The sequence below is a fragment of the Streptosporangium vulgare genome, assembly GCF_042428775.1.
GTDB classification, from domain to species: Bacteria; Actinomycetota; Actinomycetes; order Streptosporangiales; family Streptosporangiaceae; genus Streptosporangium; species Streptosporangium vulgare.
The window spans coordinates 591,562-614,444 of record NZ_JBHMBS010000001.1; the positions used below are offsets into that span (position 1 = coordinate 591,562).

Genomic DNA, 22,883 nt, shown 5'->3' on the forward strand with positions numbered 1-22,883 from the left:
GATGTCGCTTGAGCTGCTCCCCGCCGTGGACGTCGCCGACGGACAGGCGGTCCGCCTGGTCCAGGGCGCGGCCGGCACCGAGACGTCGTACGGCGACCCCCTGTCCGCGGCGCTGGCCTGGCAGGAGGCCGGTGCCGAGTGGATCCATCTGGTCGACCTCGACGCGGCCTTCGGCCGGGGCAGCAACCGCGAGCTGCTCGCCACCGTGGTCGGCGCGCTCGACGTGAACGTGGAGATGTCCGGCGGCATCCGTGACGACGCCTCCCTGGAGATCGCGCTGGCCACCGGCTGCCGCCGGGTGAACATCGGCACCGCGGCGCTGGAGAACCCCGCCTGGTGCTCCAAGATCATCGCTGAGTACGGTGACCGGATCGCGATCGGGCTGGACGTGCGGGGGACGACCCTGGCCGCCCGTGGCTGGACCCAGGAGGGCGGTGACCTGTGGGAGGTCCTCGCCCGCCTGGAGGGCGACGGCTGTCCCCGCTACGTCGTCACCGACGTCACCAAGGACGGCACGCTGCGCGGTCCCAACCTCGACCTGCTGCGCGAGGTCTGTTCCCGCACCGACAAGCCGGTGGTCGCCAGCGGCGGCGTCTCGTCCCTGGACGACCTGCGCGCCCTGGCCTCACTGGTCCCGATCGGCGTCGAGGGGGCCATCGTGGGCAAGGCGCTGTACGCGCAGGCCTTCACCCTCGAGGACGCCCTCGCCACCGTCGCCGCCGTGAGTTCGTGAGGGGTTCGCAGATGGCTGTCGCGGTACGAGTGATCCCCTGCCTGGACGTGGACGCCGGGCGGGTGGTCAAGGGCGTCAACTTCGAGAACCTCCGTGACGCGGGCGACCCGGTCGAGCTGGCCCGCCGCTACGACGCGGAGGGGGCCGACGAGCTGACGTTCCTGGACATCACGGCCTCCAGTTCCGACCGGTCGACGATGTACGACGTGGTCAGCCGGACGGCCGAGCAGGTGTTCATCCCGCTGACCGTGGGCGGGGGAGTGCGCTCGGTCGAGGACGTCGACAGGCTGCTGCGGGCGGGTGCCGACAAGGTGGGCCTGAACACGGCGGCGATCGCCCGGCCCGAGCTGCTGACCGAGGCGTCGCGGCGGTACGGGGCGCAGTGCATCGTGCTGTCGGTGGACGCCCGCCGGGTCGTCGACGGCCCGGCGACGCCGTCCGGTTTCGAGGTGACCACGCACGGCGGTCGCCGGGGCACCGGGATCGACGCGGTGGAGTGGGCCCGGCGGGGCGAGGAGCTCGGGGTCGGTGAGATCCTGCTCAACTCCATGGACGGTGACGGCACCCGTAACGGTTACGACCTGGAGATGATCCGGGCCGTACGGGCCGCGGTGTCGGTCCCGGTGATCGCCAGCGGCGGGGCCGGTTCGGTCGAGGACTTCCCCCCCGCGGTCGAGGCGGGGGCGGACGCGGTGCTCGCGGCGTCGGTGTTCCACTTCGGGCAGCTCAAGATCGGTGACGTCAAGGACGCGCTGCGGAGGGCGGGGCATCCGGTTCGCTGACGTCGTCGAGTGCCGCAGATGCCCTCAGTCCACTTCCTCGGGTGCGAAGTAGTCGCGTAGCAGAGCGATCTTCCCGTCACGGAGGCGGAAGATCTGCACCAGCGACACGGTCGTGGGCCCGGCGCTTCCGTCGAAGGCGGTGTCGATCTCGGCGACGAACACGTCGGGGTCGGTGGTGGTGTGCAGCGCGTACCGGGTCCCGGCCGCATTCAACGTGCGGTCGGTGCGCACCGGCCGCCTGTAGTGCGCGGCCATCGCCTCGCGGATCTCCTCGCGCCCCTCAAGGCGCCTGGGATAGGTGTGACCGGCCGGGACGAGCGGCGCCTCGATGACGCCGTCCACGGTGAACAGCTCGGCCAGTGCCGCGGCGTTCCGGGTCATGGCTCCGGCCCAGACGTATCGCTCGAAGATCTCCCGGGGGGTTTCGGGCACAGCGTGCTCCTTTGCTCGGGGGGAAACGCGGGAATTGGCGCCACCCGGCCTGACGGCGGTGTTGCCGGCCGTACCGGATCTGTAGATCGCCAAATGGTTTGCCGGCGTTACAGCGGGTTTGTGGGCGGCGTTCGGCGGGCGCGTTCCGCGAGCGGCTTTATGTCTCGCCCGCGACCTCGTCGTGTCCCTGGGCGCCGCGTGGCGCGGTCCGCTTCCGCGTGGCCGAGCGCCTCGGCGGTACGCGATGGCCGGGTTCGGCCTGGTCGGCGTTGCGGAACCGCCGGTTGGGGCGAGGCGGGGCGGCGTATCGTGTGCTGTGCCGGAATGGTGACGGCCTCGGCCGGGTGACATTGTCTCCGGCGATTTTCCGGATGCCCGGGTTTCTTGTCTAATGATGTCAGGTGCGATTATATATGCCTGCTCCAGCGGATTCCAGAAAAAAGAGAGGATTCGCGTGGGATCGACGCTTTGTCGATATCGGGAAATGCGCGCTTGTTGTTACCCTGGGTAATCTGTTCGTCAACTGGACGACCGGTGACGTCGAGTTCCGGGTCGGGTTCTTCCTCTGCGCGCTGATCCTGGCCGGAGTCCTGGCCTGGTGGCAGGAGCGGGATCGGGGCAGCCCTGAGCCGGGGGCGGTGGCGGGGGGCGGGGCGGTGGTGCCCGTGTCGTTCGGCGTGTCGCGGCAGGGCGCCGTCGTGCTCTGCGTCGCCGGGGCGGTGGCGTTCACGCTGTGGGGTGCGGTCGCCGTGTCCCGGTCGCTGTCCGCGCCCGACTTCGAGGCGCGGGGGGTCACGGTCGTCTCCCGGTTCGCGGTGGGGCAGCCCATGGTCTACAGCGGCGAGTGGGTGAAGCGGGTCCGGATCGGCGAGTCACTGGCCTACAAGGAGCCGACCCCCGAACGCAGCTGGGATCTCCAGCCCGTCCGGCGCGAGGGGGTCCTGCACCACCGGATCGTCAACGCCGAATCGAGGCTCTGCCTGGACGTGGAGGCCAGGCTCCCTCGCCAGTCCTCCTATCTCACCAACTCCCTGTGCGACGAAGCCTCTGACGGGCAACTGTGGCGTCTGATCGACGGCACCTCCCAGGGCAGAATCGCCTCCTACGGCGGTGAACTCTGCATCGACATCGAGAAGACGGTCCGCGATCCCGGGGTCGCGCTGGTCCTGCAAACCTGTTCCGGCCGGGCCGGCCAGTACTGGCAGATCACCAAGGGCCTGCCGCCCGGCACGGGCAGCGCGATCGCCAGTGCCCAGAACGGGGACTGCGTCGACGTTCCCTTCACCGGCGGCCGGCTCCTGCGCTGGGACTGCCACGGCGAGTCCAACCAGGCGTTCACCTACCAGGAGGTCTCCCCGGGGCCGGGGGCGTACGTGATCCGCAACGGGTCCGGCTGCGTGGTCCCCCAGGCGGGCGGTGACGCGGCGGGGGTCGTCCGGCGGCCGATCTGCCCGAGAGGGGACCCTCCGGCCGACGCGATCTGGGACTTCGGCGCGCGGGACACCAGGCGCGAGTGGCAGTACTGGGAGATCAGGCATCGCCTGACCGGCCGCTGCCTCCGGGTGGAAGGCGAGTCGTACGAGGCCGGAACGGAACTCACCCTCCGGGCCTGTGATCGCACGGACAACCACCAGCAGTGGCGCACCCCCCTGTGGGCCCGCTACCCCGACGCGCCCCGCACGTGATCGACCTCGAAGCGGCGGCCGACGTCGCCGAAGTCGTGGTCGATGAACTCGTCCGCGTTCCGGTGACGCGGAGCCCACGGAAGCGCTCCGCGGGGTTCGTGGCCATGCGGGACGGTCATGCGGGACGGTATCGGGGTCGCCGTGTGCCCCATAGCGTGGCTGGGCGGCGCGTTTGCCGGTACGGAGGTTCGTGGCCCTCGGTGGGTCGCTCACGGGTTCGGCGGTCCTGTCGAAGGTTCCCGGTTCACGCTGCGTTCGGGATTCCTGGTTCGGGATTCCTGGTTCGCGCTGCGGCGGGCCGGTGCTCCGGGCGGCCGTCGTGGTTGACGTCCGGTGATTCCGGCCTTCGGCCCGCTCGGGCGCGCTGGTTGCGGGCTCTTCTTGAGCCGCCCGGAACACCGGCCCGCCTCCGCGCACGGCGGCTCCGTCCGTGCGCGGTACGGACCGTAGTCGCTCCGTTTCCGGCCGCCCAGGGTGCGTTCCCGCGCTGAAGCCTTCGTACGGGGTGGGTCGAGGGCTGGTCGCCGTAGCTGAAGCGCCCCTGCGGAAAGGAGCTCAGGGCTGAACTCTTTGGCGTACAAAATGCCGGTGTGCGCGGATTTGACGGCATAAGGTGGCTCCGGTGGACATGATCGGCGGCTACGTGCTCAGGCGTGAGCTGGGCCAGGGCGGTATGGGCGTGGTGCACCTCGCCACGACCCCGACGGGGGGCCTGGCCGCGGTGAAGGTGATCCATCCGTGGCTGGCCCGTGACCCGGCCTTCCGGCGGCGTTTCGACCGCGAGGTGGCGGCGGCGCGCAGGGTGGCCAGGTTCTGTACCGCTCCGGTGCTCGACGCCGGGGTCGAGGACGGCGTCGCCTACCTCGTCACCGAGTACGTCAAAGGACCAGACCTGGCGCAGGCCGTACGCGAGCAGGGGCCGCTGACCGGAGCCAACCTGGAGGCGCTCGCGGTCGGGATCGCGACCGCGTTGCACGCGATCCACGGGGCGGGAGTGATCCACCGCGACCTGAAGCCGTCGAACGTGCTGCTGTCGCCGCTCGGCCCGCGCGTGATCGACTTCGGCATCGCGCAACTCGTCGACACCCAGAGCCCGGCCAGCCAGACGATCATGGGCACGCCCGCGTTCATGGCGCCCGAGCAGGTGCGCGGTGAGCCGCTGACGCCCGCGGCCGACGTCTACGCGTGGGGCGGGGTGATCGCGTTCGCCGGCACGGGACGGTTGCCGTTCGGCGGCGGCGCGCCGTCCGAGGTCCTCTACCGGATCGTCAACGACGGGCCGAACCTCGAGGGGCTCGACGAGCGCGTGCGTGCCGTCGTCGAGGGGGCCATGGCCAAGGACCCCGAGCGCCGCCCGAGCGCCCAGCGGCTGCTGGACGAGCTGGTCGGCGGCCGGCCGACCCCGGCGACGGCCAGCCAGGCCGTCGAGCGCGCCTGGGCCGGTGGAGGTGGGGGAGCGGCCCTGCCCGGGGAACCGGGTGTGCTCAGGAGGCCGGGCGTGCCCAGGGAATCCGCCGTCTCCGGGGGAGTGGCCGTACCCGGCGGATCCGCTGTGTCCGGGGAGCCCGCCGTGCCCGCCGGGGTCGGTGCGGTGGCCGCGAGGCGGCGGTGGCCGTGGGTCGCGGGGGTCGCCGCGCTCGTGGTGGTGCTGGCGGGCGGGTGGACGTTCTACGCCGGTCTCGGCACGTCCGCGTCGTCGTACCGTGCCGGTTTCGCCGACTCCTGGGCGGTCGGCGCGTCCGACGGCGGCGGGGCCCGGCTGGACGGCGGGACCTACCTGCTGACCGCCAACCCCGGATGGCGGCTGTGGAAGTCGGCCCCCTTCGACGGGGGGTCCGCCGAGGGCGTCGTGGTCAGCTCCAGAATGCGACTGGAGCAGGGGTCGGGGGAGTTCGGCGTGTGGTGCCGCGGCGACGTGGGCACCGGCGACCGCTACGAGTTCGCGGTCACCGCCTCGGGCGAGGCCTCGATCACCAAGCGGCGCGGCGGGCGGGGCGTCGTCCTGCACGGACCGGTGCGGATGAGGAAGGCGGCCGACAATCGCGTCGTCGTCCAGTGCGCGCAGCGGGGCGAGCGGGTCGTGCTCAGCATGTGGCTCAACGAGGAGCCGGTGGGGGAGGCCGCCGACACGGAGGCCCCCTACGGTCCGGGGGCGACCGGAGTCTACGCGGCGCCGGACGCGGCCACGCCCGTCCGGGTCGGGTTCCGCACGTTCGAGGTCCGCCCGGTGGCGGGATGAACGCGCGGTTCGGTGCGCTGGGGGCGCTGTGGGTCGTCGAGCCGGTGGCGGGATGAACGTGCGGTTCGGTGTGCTGGGGGCGCTGCGGGTCGTCGAGGGGGAGCGTGACCTGACGCCCGGCCCCGCCAAGCACCGCACGCTCCTGGCCGCCCTGCTGCTGAGGCCGGGACGGACGCTGACCGTCGACCGGCTGATCGCCGAGGTGTGGGGCGAGGAGCCGCCCGCCTCCGCGGAACCGGTGCTGCGGGTGTACGTGAGCGCGCTGCGCAAGGTGGTCGGCGGGATCCGCACCGTGCCCGGCGGCTATCTCCTCGACGTCGATCCCGACGAGGTGGACGCGCACCGGTTCGAGCGCCTGGTGACCGCGAACCGGCGGGCGAGGGACGCGGGCAGGACCGCCGAGGCGGCCGACGGCCTGCGCGCCGCCCTGGCACTGTGGCGAGGGCCCGCGCTGGACGGTGTCGACTCGGCCGAGCTGCGGCGGGCGTACGCCGTACCGCTGGAGGAGCTGCGGCTGACCGCTCTGGAGGAGCGCGTCGAGCTGGACGTGGCGCTCGGCCGGGGCGCCGAGGTGACGGGGGAGCTGCGCGCGCTCGTGGCCTCGCATCCCCTGCGGGAGCGGGCGTGGGCGCAGCTCGTACTCGCGCTCGGCCAGGCGGGGCGCAGGTCGGAGGCGCTGGGCGCCTACCGGGAGGCGCGGCGGCTGCTCGTCGGCGAGCTCGGTCTTGAGCCGGGTCCCGAGCTGCGGGAGGCGCACGCACGCGTGCTGGCGGAGGTAAAGCCCGCGCGGGCCGTGCCGAACGAGACGCCTCCGGACGTCGCCGACTTCACCGGGCGCGAGCACGTGCTGGACTGGATCCGGCGGTCCGTGCCCGTCGCCGGGAGCGCGCCCGTCCACCTGGTGCTGCACGGCCCCGCGGGGACGGGCAAGTCAGCGGTGGCGGTTCACGCGGCCGCCGGGCTGGACTTCCCCGGCGGGCGGTTGCACGCCTCGCTCGGGGCCAGGACGCCGGGCGCGGTGCTGGAGGACCTGCTGCGCTCGCTCGGCTGCCCGCCGGGTGCGGTGCCCGCCGGCCTGGCCGAGCGGACGCGCCTCTACCGCAGCCTGGTGAGCGGCCGGCGGCTGCTGGTGGTGCTGGACGACGCGGCCGAGGAGTCCCAGGTACGCCCGCTGCTGCCCGCGGGGTCCGGCTGCCTGACGCTGGTGACCAGCCGCTCGCCGCTGTCCGGCCTGGAGGCGGCGCGGGCCTTCGAGCTCGGTGTGTTCGGCACGGACGAGTCCGTGGAGATGCTGGCGCGGGTGGCGGGAGAGCGGCGGGTGCGGGCCGAGCCGGAGGCGGCCGCGCGGATCGCGGTGTTGTGCGGCGGGTTGCCGCTGGCGCTCAGGATCGCCGGGTCCAGGCTCGCGCGGCGGCCGAGCTGGACGCTGGAACACCTGGCCGGCCGCCTGGAGGACGAGCGCGGCCGCCTCGACGAGCTCAGCGCGGGGGACCTGGCCGTACGCGGCAGCCTGGCGCTCGGCTACCGCGCGCTCCCGGATCGCGAACGCCTGCTGCTGCGCCGTCTAGGCGCGCTGTCCGCGCCGCACGTCGCCTCGTGGGCGGCCACCGCCGTTCTCGGGGAACCCGCCGACCGGTCGCTGGAGGCGCTGGCCGAGGCGGGTCTGCTGCGGGCGCGCGGGCTCGACGCGAGCGGCCAGGAGAGGTACGACTGGCATGACCTGACCAGGCTCTACGCCGCCGAGCGGCTGGCCGCGGAGGAGGGTCCGCCCGCCCGGGTCCTCGCCGCGGCCGGCGGGGAGATCCTCGACCGCGCCCGGCGGGCCAGGGCGCTGCTCCTGCCCGCCGAACCGGGCTCCGGCCGGACCGTGGCCCGTACGGCGGAGCAGGCCGCGGACCTGGACACCGCGCGGTTGCGGGAGTCGGCCCGCTGGCTCGCCGCCGAGCGGGGCTTCCTGGTCGCGACCGTCGCCGACCTCCAGCGGGCCGGCCTGGACGAGGCGACCTGGCGGCTGGCCTTCTACCTGACCCCGTTCTTCGAGCTGGGCGGGCACCGCGAGGACTGGCACGCGGTCGTGGAGCTCGGCCTGCGGGCCGCGCGGCGCACGGGCCACCGTCACGGCGAGGCGCTGCTGCTGCGCTCCTTGGCCGACCTGCACCGTACGGAGGGCCGCCTGGAGGAGGCCGCCGACCTCCTCCAGCGGGCGCTTCCGCTGGCGGAGGCGCACGAGGTGCCCCGTACCCGGCACCGGCTCGGCCTGGTGCGCCTCGCCCAGGGACGGCGGCCGGAGGCGGAGGCCTGTTTCGTCGCCTGCCTGGCCGCGTTCTCGGCGGCGGGGGACCGGCGCGGCCGGGCCGACGCGCTGCGCGCGCTCGGCGGGTCGCGGCGGGCCGAGGACCTGCTGCACGGGAGCCTCGCGGTCTACCGCGAGCTGGGCGATCCGCGCGGCGAGGCGGCCGTCTCGCTTGACCTCGCCGGGCTCTACCTGGACCGGAAACGCCCCTCGGAGGCGCGTGAGCGGGCCGAACGCGGCCTCGGCCTGGTCAGGCGCCTGGGGGACCGGCTCCCCGAGGCCGCGGGACTGGTGCTCATGGCCAGGGTGGCCCTGGCCGAGGGACGACCCGACGCCGCTCGCGGGGCCGCGGAGGAGGCGCTCGGGACGTTCCGCGAGTACGCGGACCGCCGGGGCGCCGCGCGGGCGCTGCTGGCCCTGGCGGCGGCCCTGCTGGATCTCGACGAGGTGGCTGAGGCGGTTGATGCCGTATCGGGTGCTGTGGGAGAGTTTGACGCTCTTGGTGACCGGCACGGCCTCGCCGAGGCCGAGGAGCTCGCCCGCGAGGCGTCGCGGCGCCGTGGCCTGCGCGTATAGCGCGCCGTCCGGGTCCGCGTGGGTCTACGCGGCTCTACGCGGCTCTATGCGGGTTCTGAAGGTGGCCCGCGTACGGTCGGGCTCGACGCGATCCACGACGGGGAATGGGGATGCTGTGCGAAGAGGGTTCACGCCGGGGGCGGTCGCGGTGGTGCTGGCGGCCCTGGTGAGTGGCTGCGGGATGCTTCCCGGGCAGCAGGGGGGAGGCGGAGAGGAACGGGTGACGGGGACGTCGGACGTCGCGGACCCCATGGACCCCACAGCCACCGCGAAGCCGACGGAGGCCACGGAGGTCACGGAGACGACGGAGGTCACGGAGGTCACGGAGGTCACGGAGACGACGGAGGTCACGGAGACCGGTGACCCCGCCGAGCCCTCCGGGCAGGCGGACGTGCCCGCCGAGCCCGAGCGGGCGATCGCCCGCAGGGAGGTCAAGGCGAGCGGCGCCGACCTGACCGTGGAGATCACCGGTCTCAGGCGCCAGGGCCGGTTGTCCACGCTGACCTGGAGGGTCACCAACAACAGCGACGACCGGTGGCAGATGAACAGCGACATGGGCGACACCCCGGGCGGCCTCGGGCTGACCGTGGCAGGGATCAGCCTGGTCGACCCGGTCAACGGCAAGCGGTACGTCGTCGCGCGCACCGGGAAGTATCCCCGGGCCAAGTGCCTGTGCTCCGACTACGACGTGTTCACCGAGGCCGGCGAGGTGCTGCCCCTGCACGCCACGTTCGCCGCCCCGCCGCCGGACGTCACGAAGATCAATGTGGACCTCAAGGTGCTGGGTGTGTTCACCGATGTCCCGATCTCCTGAGCGCCTCACGATCCTGGCACTCGGGCTCGCCCTGCTCGCGGGCCCCGCGACGGCCGCGTGGGCGGATCCGGGGGACGACGCCGTGGCCGGGGTGGAGGACGTCGTCGCCCCCGTCGAGGACGTCGTCGCCGAGGTGGAGTCGCTCGACGGCGCCGAGAGCGAGTCGCGGCAGGGCGAGCGGGTCACCGTGGCGCTCGCCGGCGACGTGCTGTTCGCGCTCGATACGGCCGTGCTGACGCCGCGGGCGCGGCAGCGGCTGGGACGGGTCGCCGCGAAGGTGCGGGCGGACTCCGCGGGCGGGACGGTGAGGATCGAGGGGCACACCGACGACCAGGGCGACGACGCCTACAACGCCGCGCTGTCGCTCAGGCGGGCGCAGGCCGTGCGCCGGTCCCTCCAGGGGACGTTGACGGGGGTGGCCTTCCAGGTGGCGGGCTTCGGCGAGAGGCGGCCCCGGGTGCCCAACGTCGTCCAGGGCCGGCCGCTGGAGGAGAACCGGGCGAGGAACCGCAGAGTGGAGATCGTCTTCACCGCCAAGGGATGACCCTCGCGGCCATGCCATGACTCACCGGTAGCCATGGTCACCACGCCCCGAGGTCTCGTCGAGTCCCGGTGCCTCACCACCCGCTGGTACTGAAGATGTTCTCGTCGCGGTCGCCGTCCGTCACCCACCACAGGGACAGCGCCGAGCCCCATTCCGGGAGGTGATTGACGGGGGACCAGGTCAGCAGCAGTTCGTCCCGGCCGTCGCCGTCGTAGTCGGCCGACGTTCGGGGAAACGCCGGGCGTTCGTCGGGGCGCAGCTTCTGGCCGGTCGGGTCCGTGGCCGGTCCGAGCCGGCGGATCGTCCTCCCGCCGCGTCGCAGCCCGCTTCCCCCGCCCTGGAGCAGTTCGACGCTGTCGGGGAGACGGGCGATCGCGAGGTCGTCGGTCCCGTCGCCGTCGTAATCTCCTGCCACCGTCGTCCGCGCGGCTTTGAAGTTCCTGAACACCTGTGGCACGCGCCGGGCCCCGCCGAAGTAGACGGTCATCACGCCGTCGACGTGGGGCGGCTCGGTCTCGTACCCCGGCTCGTTGTTGCGGCCGCCGCTGTCGGCGACCACGACGTCGCCTCTGCCGTCCCCGTCGAAGTCCCCCAACGCGACGGCGTTGCCCTCGTTCAGCCGCCGGCTCCGGTGGGGCAGCCCGCCGGGGCCGCCCCTGAGGAGCCACGACGCCGACTGCCCGCCGTCGTTCGACTCGCGCACGAGCAGGTCGGTGGCGCGCCTTCCGCCGATCCTGCCCGCGACCAGGCCGCCGGAGTCCAGGGTGACCTCCGAGGGATGGACGACGCGACGGTGGGGGACGCCCTCCCGGGTGAACGGCCCGTACAGCACGGCCAGGTTCTTCATCGTCAGCTCGTTCCCGCTCGCTCCCTGCGTCGCGGGCGTCCACAGCGCCAGATCGGCCGCGCCGTCGCCGTCGAAGTCGCCCGGCACCGTTTCCGCGCGGAAGTTGTCGGGGGGTACGGGGGTTCGGACGGCGGTCGGTGGCGCCTCCGGATCCACCCCCTCCGGGCCGCCCCACAGGATGTACGGGATGTCCGGGGGGCTGCCCGCCCTCGCCACGTGGCCGTGGACGAGGACGTCGGCGAAGCCGTCGCCGTCGAGGTCGGCCGTGCTCGTGGACCCGCCGAACTCAAGATGGATGCCGGGCACCACCGTTCTGGTCCGGGGGTTCAGGCCGCCCTTCGAGCCGTACACGATCACGAGGTCGGGTGACCAGGAGTCGTGAGACATGACGAGGGTCAGATCCGCGAAGCCGTCGCCGTTGACGTCGCCGGGATCGCGGCCGCCCTTTCCCTCGGGGGGCGGTGATGCCTGCGACCGTAGCGACGCGGGCCGGGGGGACGGCGACGGTGGGGGTGGCGGTGGTGGCGGTGGCGGTGGCGGCGGTTCGGGGAGCAGCGCCGACGGTGTCACGTACGGGGCCGGAGACGCGTCCCGTCCGTCTCCGAGGCTGCATCCGCCGAGCAGGAGGACGAGTGCCAGGGCCGTTCCGGTTCTGTTTTTTATCGCGTACTCCCGCATATGTGGGGATGTGTGGCGATATTAGGGCTTGGAGGATTCAGAAGACCCGGAAGTGGTGGAACATCTCGTAGGCGGCGTCCTGGGCGGCGAAGGACCTCGCCTCGGAGCGTTTGACGGCGAGGTAGGCGGAGGCGCGGAGGGGGCCGAGGGCGTCCATGAGGACGTCGTCGGCCTCCAGGGCGTCGAGGGCCTCGTCCAGGGAGGCCGGGAGGCGGCGGACGCGTCCGGCCGGGAGGGTCGCGGGGTCGACGTCGACGGGGTCGCCGGGGTCGAGGCCGCGGCGGAGGCCGTCCAGGCCCGCGTGGATGACGGCGCCCAGCGACAGGTAGGGGTTGGCCGAGGAGTCGGAGGGCTTGAGCTCCAGGTTGGCGGACGCCGCGGCGTCGCGGCCCGTGGGCGAGCAGATCCGCACCGCGGCCTCGCGGTTGTCCATGCCGTAGCAGGCGTACGCGCTCGACCACGACCTCGGTGTCAGGCGCCGGAAGCTGTTCACCGAGCCGCAGGTGAGCGCGGTGAGTGCCGGGAGGTGGGCGACCAGGCCGCCGATGAAGTGATAGGCCGTGGCCGACATGCCGTACCGGTCGGAGGGGTCGCCGAAGGCGTTGGCCCGGAGCCCGGGATCCCACAGGGAGAGGTGGAGGTGGGCCCCGTTGCCCGCCTGGTCGGCGAGGGGCTTGGGAGCGAGGGAGGCCCACATCGACATGCGGGCGGCGACGCCCCTGACCGTCTCGCGGTAGACCACGTGGTTGTCGGCGGCCCGGAGGGCGGGGGCGTGCCGGATCGACAGTTCGTGCTGGCCGTGGCCGAGTTCGGGGTGGTAGTGCTCGGGCCGCAGTCCCTGGCTCTCCAGGGCGCGGATCAGGGTCATCGTGTAGTCGTGCAGCTGGTTGAAACCGACGGAGGAGTAACACAGGCTGTCGTCGGCGGGGACCAGCCGGTCCAGGCCGCCCGCGGGGGCGGGCTCGCGGCGGCCCAGGGTGAACTCGGGTTCGTAGGCGGCGACGAGGGCGTGTCCCTCGGCGGCGAGGGCGGCGACGGCCTCGCGCAGGAAGGTGCGCGGGCAGACGGGCCAGGCAGAGCCGTCGACCTGGCGCAGGTCCGCCAGCATGGCCGCGGCGCCGGGAGCGTAGGGCAGGTGGACGAACGTCGCCGGATCGGGGACGAGACGGACCTCTCCCACCGGACCGAGGCTCTCGACGTCCTGGAGTTCGTCGAGCATGTTCATCGCCATCATCGCCACGGTGTGCCCGATGCCGGTGTGCAGCCGCTCGGCCAGCCGGGGGCGGGAGGTGGCCTTGCCCCTGATCACGCCGCCGTGGTCGGCGTACAGGAAGCGGACCAGCTCGACGCCCTCGGTGTCGGCGCGTTCGACGACGCGACGCGCCGCGGCGGTGTCGAGCGGGTGGGGGCCGGTCATGGCCTGCTGATCTCCCATGCCTCCTGCGTAACACGTCCTCGGGGGGAGGGGAAGCACCGGGAGCGGTCCGGGGGGCTCCGGGGTGGTCCCGGGCGATTCGGAGTGCTCCGGTGTGCTCCGGAGTGGTCCGGAGTGGCCGCGAGGTCGCGGTCCGCGGTCATTCGGTGACCACGTCACCGGCGGAGCAGGGCGCGCCGGTGAGGGAGGGGGACGGAGGGAGCGAGCGGGCGCACTCGCAGGTGATGGTGATCGTCACCGTGCCGGTGGCGCAGCCGCCGGAGGGAACGCACGCCTCCACCGGGACCGTCCAGGTTCCGGACACCCGGGAGGCGCCGCCGAGCAGGCCGTCGGCGTCGAGCGTGATCCCGGCGGGCAGGAGGGTGGGGTCGACCACCCTGAAGGCGAGCCTCCCGCCGGTCGGGTTGGCCAGCGTGATCCTTCCCCTCAGCGGACGGCCGACGGCGACGCCGAAGTGGCCGAGGGAGGGGTAGGCCGAGAGGGACGAGGAACCGCCCGCGACGGGGCCTCCCGAGGCATGGCTCTCTGCGACGGAGCTTCCCGCGACGGAGCTTCCTGCGGTTGGGTTTCCCGCGGCAGGTCGTCCGGACCCGCCGCCGGCCGATGTCTGGGCGGAGGACTGGACGGGACGCGGCGTCGGGCTCGGGGGCGGGGACGGCGGCGGGGTCGCGAAGGCGACTCCTGGAGTCGCCAGCACGCCGCACGCGACGGTCCCGGCGACGACGGCCCCGGTCCCGGGGAAACCTCGCTTGCCACGCATGAACGATCCCCCGTACGAGAAACGGACTTCCCCACAGGGTGCCGGAAAGATCATCAAGGGAGTGCCGTGATGTCTTCCGTGGTCATCCATGATCGGGTCAGGGCGTTCGCCGTACGGGTGGTCTTCGTGTCACGTCATATGAGTGTCGTCCGTACCGCCCTGATTCCGTACCACGCTGTACGGCGTTCCGTACCACTCTGTACGGCGGGGCCGCGCGACGTCGGGCGGCGGGGCGCGGGTGTGACCTCGTGGCTGGGCTCGCGGGGGCGGGGGTGCCGTGGCGGCTTCCGGTGATCGTGGTGGCATGGTTCCGGGATCAGCGGAGCCGGATGCGTTTCCGGGATCGGCGGGGCCGACGGCATGGCGTTCGGTGCGGGGTGCGCGCTCCCCTGTGGGTCAGCCGGGAACGCGGGTGGCGCGGTTCAGGGCGGGGGACCCCCGCCGGGCGGTTAGGTGAGCACTCGGGTGAAGAACAGAGCCAACTGGTCTGCTCCCCTTATGATCCCGTCGAAGACTCCGTTGACCGCGCTCGCCGCCTCGGCGGGCTTGGTGAACAGATAGAAGACCACGAAAGCTACCGCGAGGTAGGTGAGGATCTTCTTGACCTGCATGGGGGCCTCCTGGCAGTTCCAATCCCAGCCGTATATACCCGAATTTTATCGATCTTTGGCATCTGCGGCCCGGGTGGCTCCCGGATTTTGATGATCATACCCGTCACGCGGCGGCGAGCCGCGGTCTGGTCGCGAGTTTGGCATAGGTCACATCCGCCATCGTGCGGTCGCGAGACGCTCCTGTCCAATCTTCACTGCCAGGTATACCGGTAGGGCTAGCCCGGCGCCGCGCGTACGCCGATCACGGGGATTGTTTTTGCCGCCCACCACCGATCGGTGACCGCCCGGACGCGTCGTTCGCGGTCGGAAGTCCGGTATGACCGGCCGGTGTCGGCGAGTGCGGGGCCTTGCCCACCGGCGGCGGCCGGGAGCCCCCTTGTCCGATCCCCGGTGACGCCAGGAGACGCCCCGGCGGGCGAGGTGTCGGGCCCGCGGAAAAAACTAAGGGAACTTAGTAATTTGGGGCATCCGATCACCTGGCCGCTCCGAATGAAGGGTCGAACCGACCCGAGGGGCCCTGTATGACCCGATTTGCCGGTGCCGTTGTCGTCCTGCACGGCGGGCGTGCCCGTGGCCACGAGCCCACGACGCCGACCCAGCTCGCCGTCCTGCGGATGATTCCCTTCGAGCGGGCCGTGCGCCGTGCCGTGCGCGGGCGGGACGTCGTGGTCTCGCGGCCCAGGTTCCGGGTGCGCGGATGGAACGGCGCGGAGGCCTCGCCGGTCGCGGACCTGCACGAGCTCGTCGAGGGGCTCGGCGTGCCGGCCGTGCTCATCGGTCACTCGATGGGCGCGCGGGCCGCGCTGCGGATGGTGGGACATCCCCTGGTGGTCGCGGTCGCCGCGCTGGCGCCCTGGCTGCCCGCGGGCGAGCCGGCCGGACACCTCGGCGGCACGCGCGTGCTGCTCGCCCACGGCGACCGCGACACCGTCACCGATCCGCGCGCCACCTGGGCCTACGCCGAGCGGTTGCGGCGCGGCTCCGTGCGGGCGCACGGGAGCGGGACGTTTGGCGCGGGGGGATCCGCCTCGCGAGAACCGGGGCCCGGTGCCGGGACGCCCGCCTCGCGAGGGCTCGCCTCCGGCGCAGGGGCGCCCACCTCGGGAGGGCTCGTCCCCGGTGCGGGGGCGCCCGCCTCCCAGCGGGGGGCCGCGGGCGAGGTGGCCGCGATCGAGGTGGCGGGGGAGGGGCACGCGATGCTCCGCCGGGCCGCGCTCTGGCACCGGCTCGCGGCGGAGTTCACCCTCCTGTCGCTCGACGGGCCGACCGGGGCGGGACCGGTGACGGACGCCTTCCGCGGAGCCGCGGCGGGGCTGTCCCGGCAGACGGTCTGAGCGTCCCGGGACGCCGGTGTACGCGGTTCCGGCTCGGCCGGCCCAACGAGAGCTTCGACCGAACCCCCAGGTGAGAGGACATTGATGGAAAGACGCAGGATCGCCGTCGTCGGCAGCGGGGTGGCCGGGCTGACCGCGGCGTACGTGCTGCGGCGGAGCGGCGACGTCACCGTGTTCGAGGCCGACGACCGGATCGGCGGGCACGCCCACACCCACGACGTGCCGTCCGGCGACGGCCGCACGCTGGCGGTGGACAGCGGGTTCATCGTCCACAACGAGCGGACCTACCCCCACCTCGTCCGGCTCTTCGCGGAGCTGGGCGTGCGGACCCAGCCGTCCGAGATGAGCATGTCGGTCTCGTGCGGGGGCTGCGGGCTGGAGTACGCGGGCGGCAGGAAGGCGCCGGGACTGTTCGCGCGGCCCTCCAGCCTGGCCCGTCCCGCGTACCTGAGGATGCTCGCCGAGGTGCCGCGCTTCCACCGGCTGGCCCGCGAGGCGCTGGAGCGCGGTGACGACCGCACGCTGGGGGAGTTCGTCGCGGGCTTCTCCCCGTACTTCGTGGCCCACTTCGCGACACCGCTGGTGTCCGCGGTCTGGTCGTGCCCCCCGTCCGTCGCCGGGCGCTACCCGGCCCGCTACCTGTTCGCGTTCCTGGCCAACCACGGCATGCTCGGCGTCTCGGGCTCGCCGCGGTGGCGTACGGTCACCGGGGGCTCGCGCGAGTACGTCGAGAGGATCGCCAAGTCCCTCACCGCGGTGCGCACCTCCGCCCCGGTGCGTGCGCTGCGCCGCACCGGCGAGGGGGTGGAGTTCCACGCGGACGGGGCCGTCCACCGGTTCGACGCGGCGGTGGTCGCCACCCATCCCGACCAGGCGCTGCGCCTGCTCGCCGACCCCACCCCCGACGAGCGCGAGATCCTCGGCGCGTTCCGCTACTCCCGCAACCCGGCGACCCTGCACACCGACCCCTCGGTACTGCCCGGGGCGCGGCGGGCGCGGGCCTCGTGGAACTACCGGATGGAATCGTGCGGGGAGAGCGGGGAGAGCGGGGGGAGCGGGGGGAGCGGGCAGAGCGGAGAGGGCGCGGCGGGCGCGGGCGGGGTGCGGGTCACGTACGACATGAACCGGCTGCAGCGGCTCGACGCGCCGCGACCGCACCTGGTGACCCTCGGAGACGAGATCCCCGACGAGCACGTGATCGCCCGGATGGTCTACGAGCACCCGATCTACACCCCCGAGTCGGTCGCCGCCCAGGAGAGGCTTCCCGGCCTCAGCGGGAACGTGGTCGCCTACGCGGGGGCGTACCACGGCTGGGGCTTCCACGAGGACGGCTGCCGCTCGGGCGTGCGCGCGGCCGAGGCGCTCGGGGCGCGCTGGTGACCGCGCCGCGCGAGACGCCCGCGCCGCGCGAGACGCCCGCGCCGCGCGAGGCGCCCAAGGTCCCCGAGACGCACGCGATGCCGGAGGCTCCCGCGACGCCGGAGGTCCCCGCGACGCCGGAAGCGCTGGAGAGCGCGCCGTACGAGAGCGCGCTGTACGAGTGCGTGATCACTCATGTCCGGTCGGCGCCGGTGCGCAACGAGTTCGCCTACGGCTCCTACATGTGGCTGGTCGACCTGGACCGGATGCCGCGCGACCGGTGGCTGGCCGCGTTCCACGCGCGCGACCACGCGGGCGACCCCGCGCTGAGCATCAGGCAGAACGTCGACGCCTTCCTCGCCGGGCACGGGATCGCCGCGAGCCGCGTCAGGATGCTCACCCACGCCCGGGTGCTCGGCCACGTGTTCAACCCGCTGAGCGTCTACTGGTGCGACACCGCCGAAGGCACGGCCGTGGTCGCCGAGGTGCACAACACCTACGGCGGGCGCCACCGCTACCTGCTGCGCCCCGGCGAGCGCGAGGTGGCCAAGGAGTTCCGGGTCTCGCCGTTCAACGGCGTGGACGGCCGCTACCGGCTCAGTCTCCCCGAGCCCGGTGAGCGGCTCGCGCTCAGTGTCGTCCTGCACCGCGACGGGCTGCCGCCCTTCGTGGCCGGGGTGCGCGGGCGCCGCCGGCCGGCGACCGGGGCCTGGCTCCACCGGCTGGCCGCCCGGTACCCGATGGCCCCCCTGGCGGGCAGCGCCAGGATCCGCCGCCAGGGCGTCTCCCTGTACCTGCGCGGCCTGAAGATCATTCCCCCCGGAGGACCCAGATGACCACGACGACCGGACGCGCCCCCGCGCTCTGGCCCGACGTCTCCGCCGTTCCCGCCTCGCGCCTGCGTGGCGCCCTCGCCCGCCGGCTCTTCCTGCGCGCCGTACGGCGGCTGCCGCTCACGGTCGAACTGCCCGGCGGTGAGCGGCTCGGCACCGGCGGCCCGGTGATGCGGGTACGCCGCCCCGGCGACTTCCACCGCAGGCTCGGCGCCTCCGGGCTGATCGGCTTCGGCGAGGCGTACATGGCGGGCGACTGGGAGGCAGGCGACGCCGACGACGCCGACGACCTGGTCGCGGTGCTCACCGTGATGGCCGAGCGGCTGACCACGCTCGTCCCGCCCGCGCTGCAGCGGCTGCGGCGGCTGGCCGTGCGCAGGATGCCCGGAGACGAGCTGGGCGCCGAGGAGGACACCCGGCGCAACGTCCACCGCCACTACGACCTGTCCAACGAGCTGTTCGCGGAGTTCCTCGACGAGACCATGACGTACTCCGCGGCCCTGTTCGACGGGCCCGCCTCGTGGGCGACGCTCGCGGACGCCCAGCGGGCCAAGATCGACCGGCTGCTGGACCAGGCGCGGGTGGGGCCGGGCACCCGGCTGCTGGAGATCGGCACCGGCTGGGGCGAGCTCGCGCTGCGGGCGGCCTCGCGCGGCGCGGCCGTCACCACCGTCACGCTGTCGCAGGAGCAGTGGGCGCTGGCCACCGCGCGGGCCGCGGACGCGGGCCTGTCGGACCGGGTGGAGATCCTGCTGGCCGACTACCGCGAGGTGGGCGGCAGCTACGACGCGATCGTCAGCGTCGAGATGATCGAGGCGGTCGGCGCGCGCTACTGGCCCGTCTACTTCCGCGCCCTGGAGGAACTCCTCGCCCCCGGTGGCCGGATCGCGATCCAGGCGATCACCATGCCGCACGACCGGATGCTGGCCACCCTCGACACCCACACCTGGGTGCAGAAGTACATCTTCCCCGGCGGCATGCTGCCCTCGGTGCGGGCGGTGGAGGAGAACCTCGGGAACCTGCGCGTCGTGGACCGCCTCTCGCTGCGCGAGGACTACGCCGAGACGCTCCGGCTGTGGCGGGAACGCTACCTGGAGCGCGTCCACGCCATCGGCGCGCTCGGCTTCGACGAGGTCTTCCACCGGATGTGGACGCTCTACCTCGCCTACTCGGAGGCGGGTTTCCGCTCACGCTACCTGGACGTCTGGCAGTTCACCCTCGGGAGGGAAGCATGACCGTCACCGCATCCACCCCCGCATCCGCGGCCACCGGCGCCGCGGCCGTTCTCGCGCCGCTGCTGCGCGGCCTGTTCGGCGGGGAGCCGCCGCTGCGGCTGCGCACCTGGGACGGCGGCGCGTACGGGCCGCCGGACGCCCCCGCCGTCGTGCTGCGCTCGCCCCGCGCGCTGCGGCGCCTGCTGTGGAGCCCCGGGGAGCTCGGCCTGGCGAGGGCGTACGTGACCGGGGAACTGGACGTGGAGGGCGACCTGGCCGACGGGCTGCGCCGGGTTTGGGCCACGGCCCACAGGGCCCGCACGGCTCGTATGGCCCGCGCGGTCGCCCCGTTGCGCGCCGCGCGGGCGCTGGTGAGGGTGCGCGGTGCGCTCGGCCGCCCGCTGCCGCCGCCTGCCGCCGAGGCCAGGCTCGGCGGCAGGGCCCACAGCCGGAGCAGGGACCGGGCGGCGATCTCCCACCACTACGACCTGTCCAACGACTTCTACTCGCTGATCCTGGACGAGTCGATGGCCTACTCCTCGGCGTACTTCGAGCCGGGCGACACCCTCGCCGCCGCCCAGCGCCGCAAGCTCGACATGGTCTGCCGCAAGCTGCGCCTGCGGCCCGGCATGCGCCTGCTCGACGTGGGCTGCGGGTGGGGCTCGCTGATCCTGCACGCCGCCCGCGAGTACGGGGTGTCGGCCACCGGGGTGACGCTGTCGAGGGAGCAGAAGGCGTTCGTCGAGTCGCGCTCGGAGGGGCTGGACGTGACCGTGCGGCTGCGGGACTACCGCGACGTCGACAGTACTCCCGGCGCTCCCGGCGCTCCCGGCGGTCCCTACGATGCGATCGCCTCGATCGAGATGGGCGAGCACGTCGGCCAGGACAACTACCCGGTCTACGCCGCCGCCCTGCACCGGCTGGTACGGCCCGGTGGGCGGGTGCTGGTCCAGCAGATGTCGCGCGGCGCGGGCCACCCGGGCGGCGGCCCGTTCATCGAGACGTACATCGCCCCCGACATGCACATGCGCCCGGTCGGGGCGACGATCGGGCTGCTGGAGGCGTCGGGACTGGTGTTCGAGCACGCCGAGGCGATGGGCGGGCACTACGTCACGACCGTGAACGAGTGGTACCGGACCTTCGAGTCCCGTCACGCCGAGGCCGTCGCGATGGTCGGCGAGGAGATGACCCGCGTGTGGCGGCTCTATCTGGTCGGCGGCGCCCTCGCCTTCGAGCAGGGCAGGATGGACGTCCACCAGATCCTGCTGAGACGGCCCACCGGGCCAGGCGCGCCGCCCGGCTCCGCGCCCCCCGCCGTTTCTCCCATCGCGTCGTCTCCTGCCGGGTCTCTTGACGGGTCTTCGGCCGGGTCCGGAGCGCCGCCCGGCTCCGCGTTCTCCGCCGTTCCTCCTGCGGCGTCACCCGCCAGGCCTTCCACGGGGTCCGATCCGGCGACCGGCTCCGCGTCGCCCACCGTGCCCGGTTCGTCCGGGCGATCGGAGGTACGAGATGTTTGACCTGTCGGCCCTCGGCTGGTCCCTGCTCGGTTCGGCCGCCGCCGTCGCCGTGCTGCTGGCGCTCACCCTGGCCGCGGCGCTGCGGGTGGGGCGCCACTCGGTGATCGACGTGGCCTGGGGGCTCGGGTTCGCGCTCGTCGCCATGGTGTCCTACGCGCTGTCCGACGGGGATCCCGCCCGGCGGCTGCTCGCGCTGGCGCTCACCGTGGTCTGGGGGGTCCGGCTGGCCCTGCACATCGGGCGGCGCAACGTCGGGGAGGGCGAGGACCCCCGCTACGAGCGGATGCTCGGCCGTGCCACCGGCAACCGGACCCTGTACGCCGTCCGCGTCGTCTACCTCACCCAGGGTGTCATCCTGCTGTTCGTCTCGCTCCCCGTCCAGGTGGCCATGCTCGGCACGGAGCCGCCGGGCTGGATCGCCTGGGCCGGGGCCGTCCTCTGGCTGGTGGGGTTCCTGTTCGAGGCGGTCGGGGATCAGCAGCTCGCCCGGTTCAGGGCCGACCCGGGAAACCGGGGGAAGGTGCTGGACACGGGGCTGTGGCGCTACACCCGCCACCCCAACTACTTCGGTGACGCCTGCGTGTGGTGGGGCCTGTTCCTCGTCGCCGCCGACCAGTGGCCGGGAGTGCTCACCGTGCTGTCGCCGGTGCTCATGACGTACTTCCTGGCGGGCAAGACGGGCAAGCCGCTGCTGGAGAGCCAGCTGTCGCGATCCCGTCCCGGCTACGCCGACTACGTCCGCCGCACCAGCGGGTTCTTCCCGCTCCCGCCCAGGTCACCGCGCGGGACGGGCGGCGCCTAGGCGGCTGGTGCGGCGTTTGTCGTTACAAAAAGAGGGGAATTGGTCGATGTATCGTAACTATAGGTAATTATTCAGAAGCGAGGAGTGAGGACGATGACATCGCCCGTCGGATCAGGCCAGCCAGGTGATCGGCCGCGGAACGTCGGCTCTCGCGGGTTGGGCACGGAAACAAAACCAGCGTTCCAGACAACCGAGTTCATCGCCTACATCGTCATCCTGATCGCGATCGTGATCACGGCTTTCGCGGTCGGCGGCGACGCGCGCGGTTACGGCGACCCCTTCGGGGCGGAGCACGCCATCAGGTACATCACCATCCTCACGGTCGGCTACATGATCGCTCGAGGTCTGGCGAAGGCCGGGAGCTGGGACCGGGGCGACAGCATCCGCTAGCTTTCCGGCTTTCCGGCTTTCCGGCTCTCGGGCCGACCAACCGACCGGCCGACCAACCGACCAACCGGCCGACTGACCAACTGACCGGCCGACTGCCTGACCGGCCGGTCGGCCGTCGGCTGATCGACGGCCGTTCGGCGCCGGGCCGCCGGACGGTGGTCGCCCGGCGGCCGGGCCGGTGCGGCGGCGTGCCGCCGCCCGGACCGCGGGGTCCGGGCCGCCGCCTGCGATCTTCTCCCCACCTCCGGGGAGCGGTCCCGTTCGGGCGCGCTCAGGCCCCGGCTCAGATCCCGGCTCAGGCCCAGCTCGGGCCCCGGCTCGGATCCCCGGCCAGACGACGTCCGGGGAGGATCCCCGGCTCAGACACCCAGGGAGGCGTCCATCAGCTTGGCCACGGCCTCCTCGTCGCCGCTCACGTCGACCTTGGCGTGCGACTGGCGGCCGAAGCAGAACAGCAGCAGCTCCCCGGCCGTGCCCGTCACCTCGACCTGCGGCCCGTCCTTGGGGCCGCCGATCGCGACACCCCCGCCGATCCGGTGCAGGACCACCCGGACGGGAGAGCGGCGCAGGAACAGCCGGGCGCCGCCGTGGATCTGCTTCCAGAACCTCTCCTCCAGCTCGGCGGGCAGTTCCCGGGGCTCCCAGACCCGCTGCGCCCGCCGCACGTCCTCGTGGTGGATGAAGAGCTCCGTCGTGTTGACCGCCTTGTCCAGGCCGGGCAGACGGTAGGGCCCCAGGGGCCCGGAACGCACGAGCTCGACGAGGCCCGCGTACCCCTTCCTGGTCTTCACGGACTCCTGCACCCTGGCGGTGTACCCGGCGAGCTGCTTGAGGAGGATGCCTCCGGCGGCGTCGGGGCGGCTCTCGCGGACCACGAGGTGGGCGGCGAGGTCGAAGGTGGTCCAGCCCTCGCAGAGCGTGGGCGCGTCCGGGCCGAGCTGGGCGAACAGGTCGCTGAGCGCGGATCGTTCGGCGCGGGCGTAGTTCATTTCAGATCCTAACGAG

20 protein-coding genes are annotated in these 22,883 nt (G+C 73.2%); 14 read left to right on the forward strand and 6 right to left on the reverse strand.

Features of this window, described 5'->3' with window-relative positions; genetic code table 11:
* Window position 1 precedes the first annotated feature (1 nt).
* Window positions 2–733, forward strand: a complete 732-nt coding sequence (gene priA / locus ACFFRH_RS02570) for a bifunctional 1-(5-phosphoribosyl)-5-((5-phosphoribosylamino)methylideneamino)imidazole-4-carboxamide isomerase/phosphoribosylanthranilate isomerase PriA (protein ID WP_344744416.1) — start codon at window positions 2–4, stop codon at window positions 731–733.
* 11 nt (window positions 734–744) lie between these two features.
* Complete coding sequence (gene hisF, locus ACFFRH_RS02575; protein WP_344744415.1) at window positions 745–1,515, forward strand: imidazole glycerol phosphate synthase subunit HisF; 771 nt, start codon at window positions 745–747, stop codon at window positions 1,513–1,515.
* Between the two features lie 24 nt (window positions 1,516–1,539).
* On the opposite strand, the gene ACFFRH_RS02580 is transcribed toward hisF, so the two are convergent.
* The gene (locus ACFFRH_RS02580) at window positions 1,540–1,947 is read right to left on the reverse strand and encodes a nuclear transport factor 2 family protein (protein ID WP_344744414.1); all 408 of its coding nucleotides are present in this window, start codon (window positions 1,945–1,947) and stop codon (window positions 1,540–1,542) included.
* 413 nt (window positions 1,948–2,360) lie between these two features.
* Between ACFFRH_RS02580 and ACFFRH_RS02585 the strand changes: the two genes are divergently transcribed.
* The 5 genes from ACFFRH_RS02585 (at window position 2,361) to ACFFRH_RS02605 (ending at window position 10,098) form a co-directional block, all read left to right on the forward strand.
* Complete coding sequence (locus ACFFRH_RS02585; protein ID WP_344744413.1) at window positions 2,361–3,632, forward strand: RICIN domain-containing protein; 1,272 nt, start codon at window positions 2,361–2,363, stop codon at window positions 3,630–3,632.
* Between the two features lie 628 nt (window positions 3,633–4,260).
* A complete protein-coding gene (locus tag ACFFRH_RS02590) occupies window positions 4,261–5,871 on the forward strand; it encodes a serine/threonine-protein kinase (RefSeq protein ID WP_344744469.1) in 1,611 nt (536 codons plus the stop codon).
* A 52-nt stretch (window positions 5,872–5,923) separates the two neighbouring features.
* Window positions 5,924–8,740 (forward strand): AfsR/SARP family transcriptional regulator, encoded by a 2,817-nt coding sequence (locus ACFFRH_RS02595; protein ID WP_386153800.1) that lies wholly within the window; start codon window positions 5,924–5,926, stop codon window positions 8,738–8,740.
* Between the two features lie 115 nt (window positions 8,741–8,855).
* Complete coding sequence (locus ACFFRH_RS02600; protein ID WP_386153803.1) at window positions 8,856–9,554, forward strand: hypothetical protein; 699 nt, start codon at window positions 8,856–8,858, stop codon at window positions 9,552–9,554.
* Window positions 9,538–10,098, forward strand: a complete 561-nt coding sequence (locus tag ACFFRH_RS02605; RefSeq protein WP_386153806.1) for an OmpA family protein — start codon at window positions 9,538–9,540, stop codon at window positions 10,096–10,098. Before ACFFRH_RS02600 ends, ACFFRH_RS02605 begins: the two co-directional genes overlap by 17 nt.
* Before the next feature lie 73 nt (window positions 10,099–10,171).
* On the opposite strand, the gene ACFFRH_RS02610 is transcribed toward ACFFRH_RS02605, so the two are convergent.
* The 4 genes from ACFFRH_RS02610 to ACFFRH_RS02625 all read right to left on the reverse strand — a co-directional run bounded on the left by ACFFRH_RS02610 (window position 10,172) and on the right by ACFFRH_RS02625 (window position 14,429).
* A complete protein-coding gene (locus tag ACFFRH_RS02610) occupies window positions 10,172–11,623 on the reverse strand; it encodes an FG-GAP repeat domain-containing protein (RefSeq protein WP_344744409.1) in 1,452 nt (483 codons plus the stop codon).
* A gap of 37 nt (window positions 11,624–11,660) precedes the next feature.
* Complete coding sequence (locus tag ACFFRH_RS02615) at window positions 11,661–13,058, reverse strand: glutamine synthetase family protein (RefSeq protein WP_344744408.1); 1,398 nt, start codon at window positions 13,056–13,058, stop codon at window positions 11,661–11,663.
* A gap of 139 nt (window positions 13,059–13,197) precedes the next feature.
* Entirely contained in the window at window positions 13,198–13,818 is a 621-nt protein-coding gene (locus ACFFRH_RS02620) for a hypothetical protein (protein WP_344744407.1), read from the reverse strand.
* 449 nt (window positions 13,819–14,267) lie between these two features.
* The gene (locus ACFFRH_RS02625) at window positions 14,268–14,429 is read right to left on the reverse strand and encodes a hypothetical protein (protein ID WP_344744406.1); all 162 of its coding nucleotides are present in this window, start codon (window positions 14,427–14,429) and stop codon (window positions 14,268–14,270) included.
* 521 nt (window positions 14,430–14,950) lie between these two features.
* On the opposite strand from ACFFRH_RS02625, the gene ACFFRH_RS02630 reads away from it, so the two are divergent.
* The 7 genes from ACFFRH_RS02630 to ACFFRH_RS02660 all read left to right on the forward strand — a co-directional run bounded on the left by ACFFRH_RS02630 (window position 14,951) and on the right by ACFFRH_RS02660 (window position 21,878).
* Complete coding sequence (locus ACFFRH_RS02630; RefSeq protein ID WP_344744405.1) at window positions 14,951–15,763, forward strand: alpha/beta fold hydrolase; 813 nt, start codon at window positions 14,951–14,953, stop codon at window positions 15,761–15,763.
* 84 nt (window positions 15,764–15,847) lie between these two features.
* Window positions 15,848–17,143 (forward strand): NAD(P)/FAD-dependent oxidoreductase, encoded by a 1,296-nt coding sequence (locus tag ACFFRH_RS02635; protein ID WP_386153812.1) that lies wholly within the window; start codon window positions 15,848–15,850, stop codon window positions 17,141–17,143.
* The gene (locus tag ACFFRH_RS02640; protein WP_386153815.1) at window positions 17,140–17,958 is read left to right on the forward strand and encodes a DUF1365 domain-containing protein; all 819 of its coding nucleotides are present in this window, start codon (window positions 17,140–17,142) and stop codon (window positions 17,956–17,958) included. Before ACFFRH_RS02635 ends, ACFFRH_RS02640 begins: the two co-directional genes overlap by 4 nt.
* Window positions 17,955–19,190, forward strand: coding sequence for a class I SAM-dependent methyltransferase (locus tag ACFFRH_RS02645; RefSeq protein WP_344744403.1), 1,236 nt, complete (start codon window positions 17,955–17,957; stop codon window positions 19,188–19,190). The genes ACFFRH_RS02640 and ACFFRH_RS02645 overlap by 4 nt, the downstream gene beginning before the upstream one ends.
* Window positions 19,187–20,686, forward strand: coding sequence for a class I SAM-dependent methyltransferase (locus tag ACFFRH_RS02650; RefSeq protein ID WP_344744402.1), 1,500 nt, complete (start codon window positions 19,187–19,189; stop codon window positions 20,684–20,686). The genes ACFFRH_RS02645 and ACFFRH_RS02650 overlap by 4 nt, the downstream gene beginning before the upstream one ends.
* Window positions 20,679–21,488 (forward strand): DUF1295 domain-containing protein, encoded by an 810-nt coding sequence (locus tag ACFFRH_RS02655; protein ID WP_344743784.1) that lies wholly within the window; start codon window positions 20,679–20,681, stop codon window positions 21,486–21,488. Before ACFFRH_RS02650 ends, ACFFRH_RS02655 begins: the two co-directional genes overlap by 8 nt.
* A 156-nt stretch (window positions 21,489–21,644) precedes the next feature.
* Window positions 21,645–21,878 (forward strand): hypothetical protein, encoded by a 234-nt coding sequence (locus ACFFRH_RS02660; RefSeq protein ID WP_344743785.1) that lies wholly within the window; start codon window positions 21,645–21,647, stop codon window positions 21,876–21,878.
* Between the two features lie 359 nt (window positions 21,879–22,237).
* Here ACFFRH_RS02660 and ACFFRH_RS02665 read toward each other — a convergent pair whose 3' ends face one another.
* On the reverse strand, window positions 22,238–22,867 hold the full coding sequence (locus tag ACFFRH_RS02665) for a TIGR03085 family metal-binding protein (protein WP_344743786.1): 630 nt from the start codon (window positions 22,865–22,867) through the stop codon (window positions 22,238–22,240).
* Window positions 22,868–22,883: the final 16 nt, after the last annotated feature.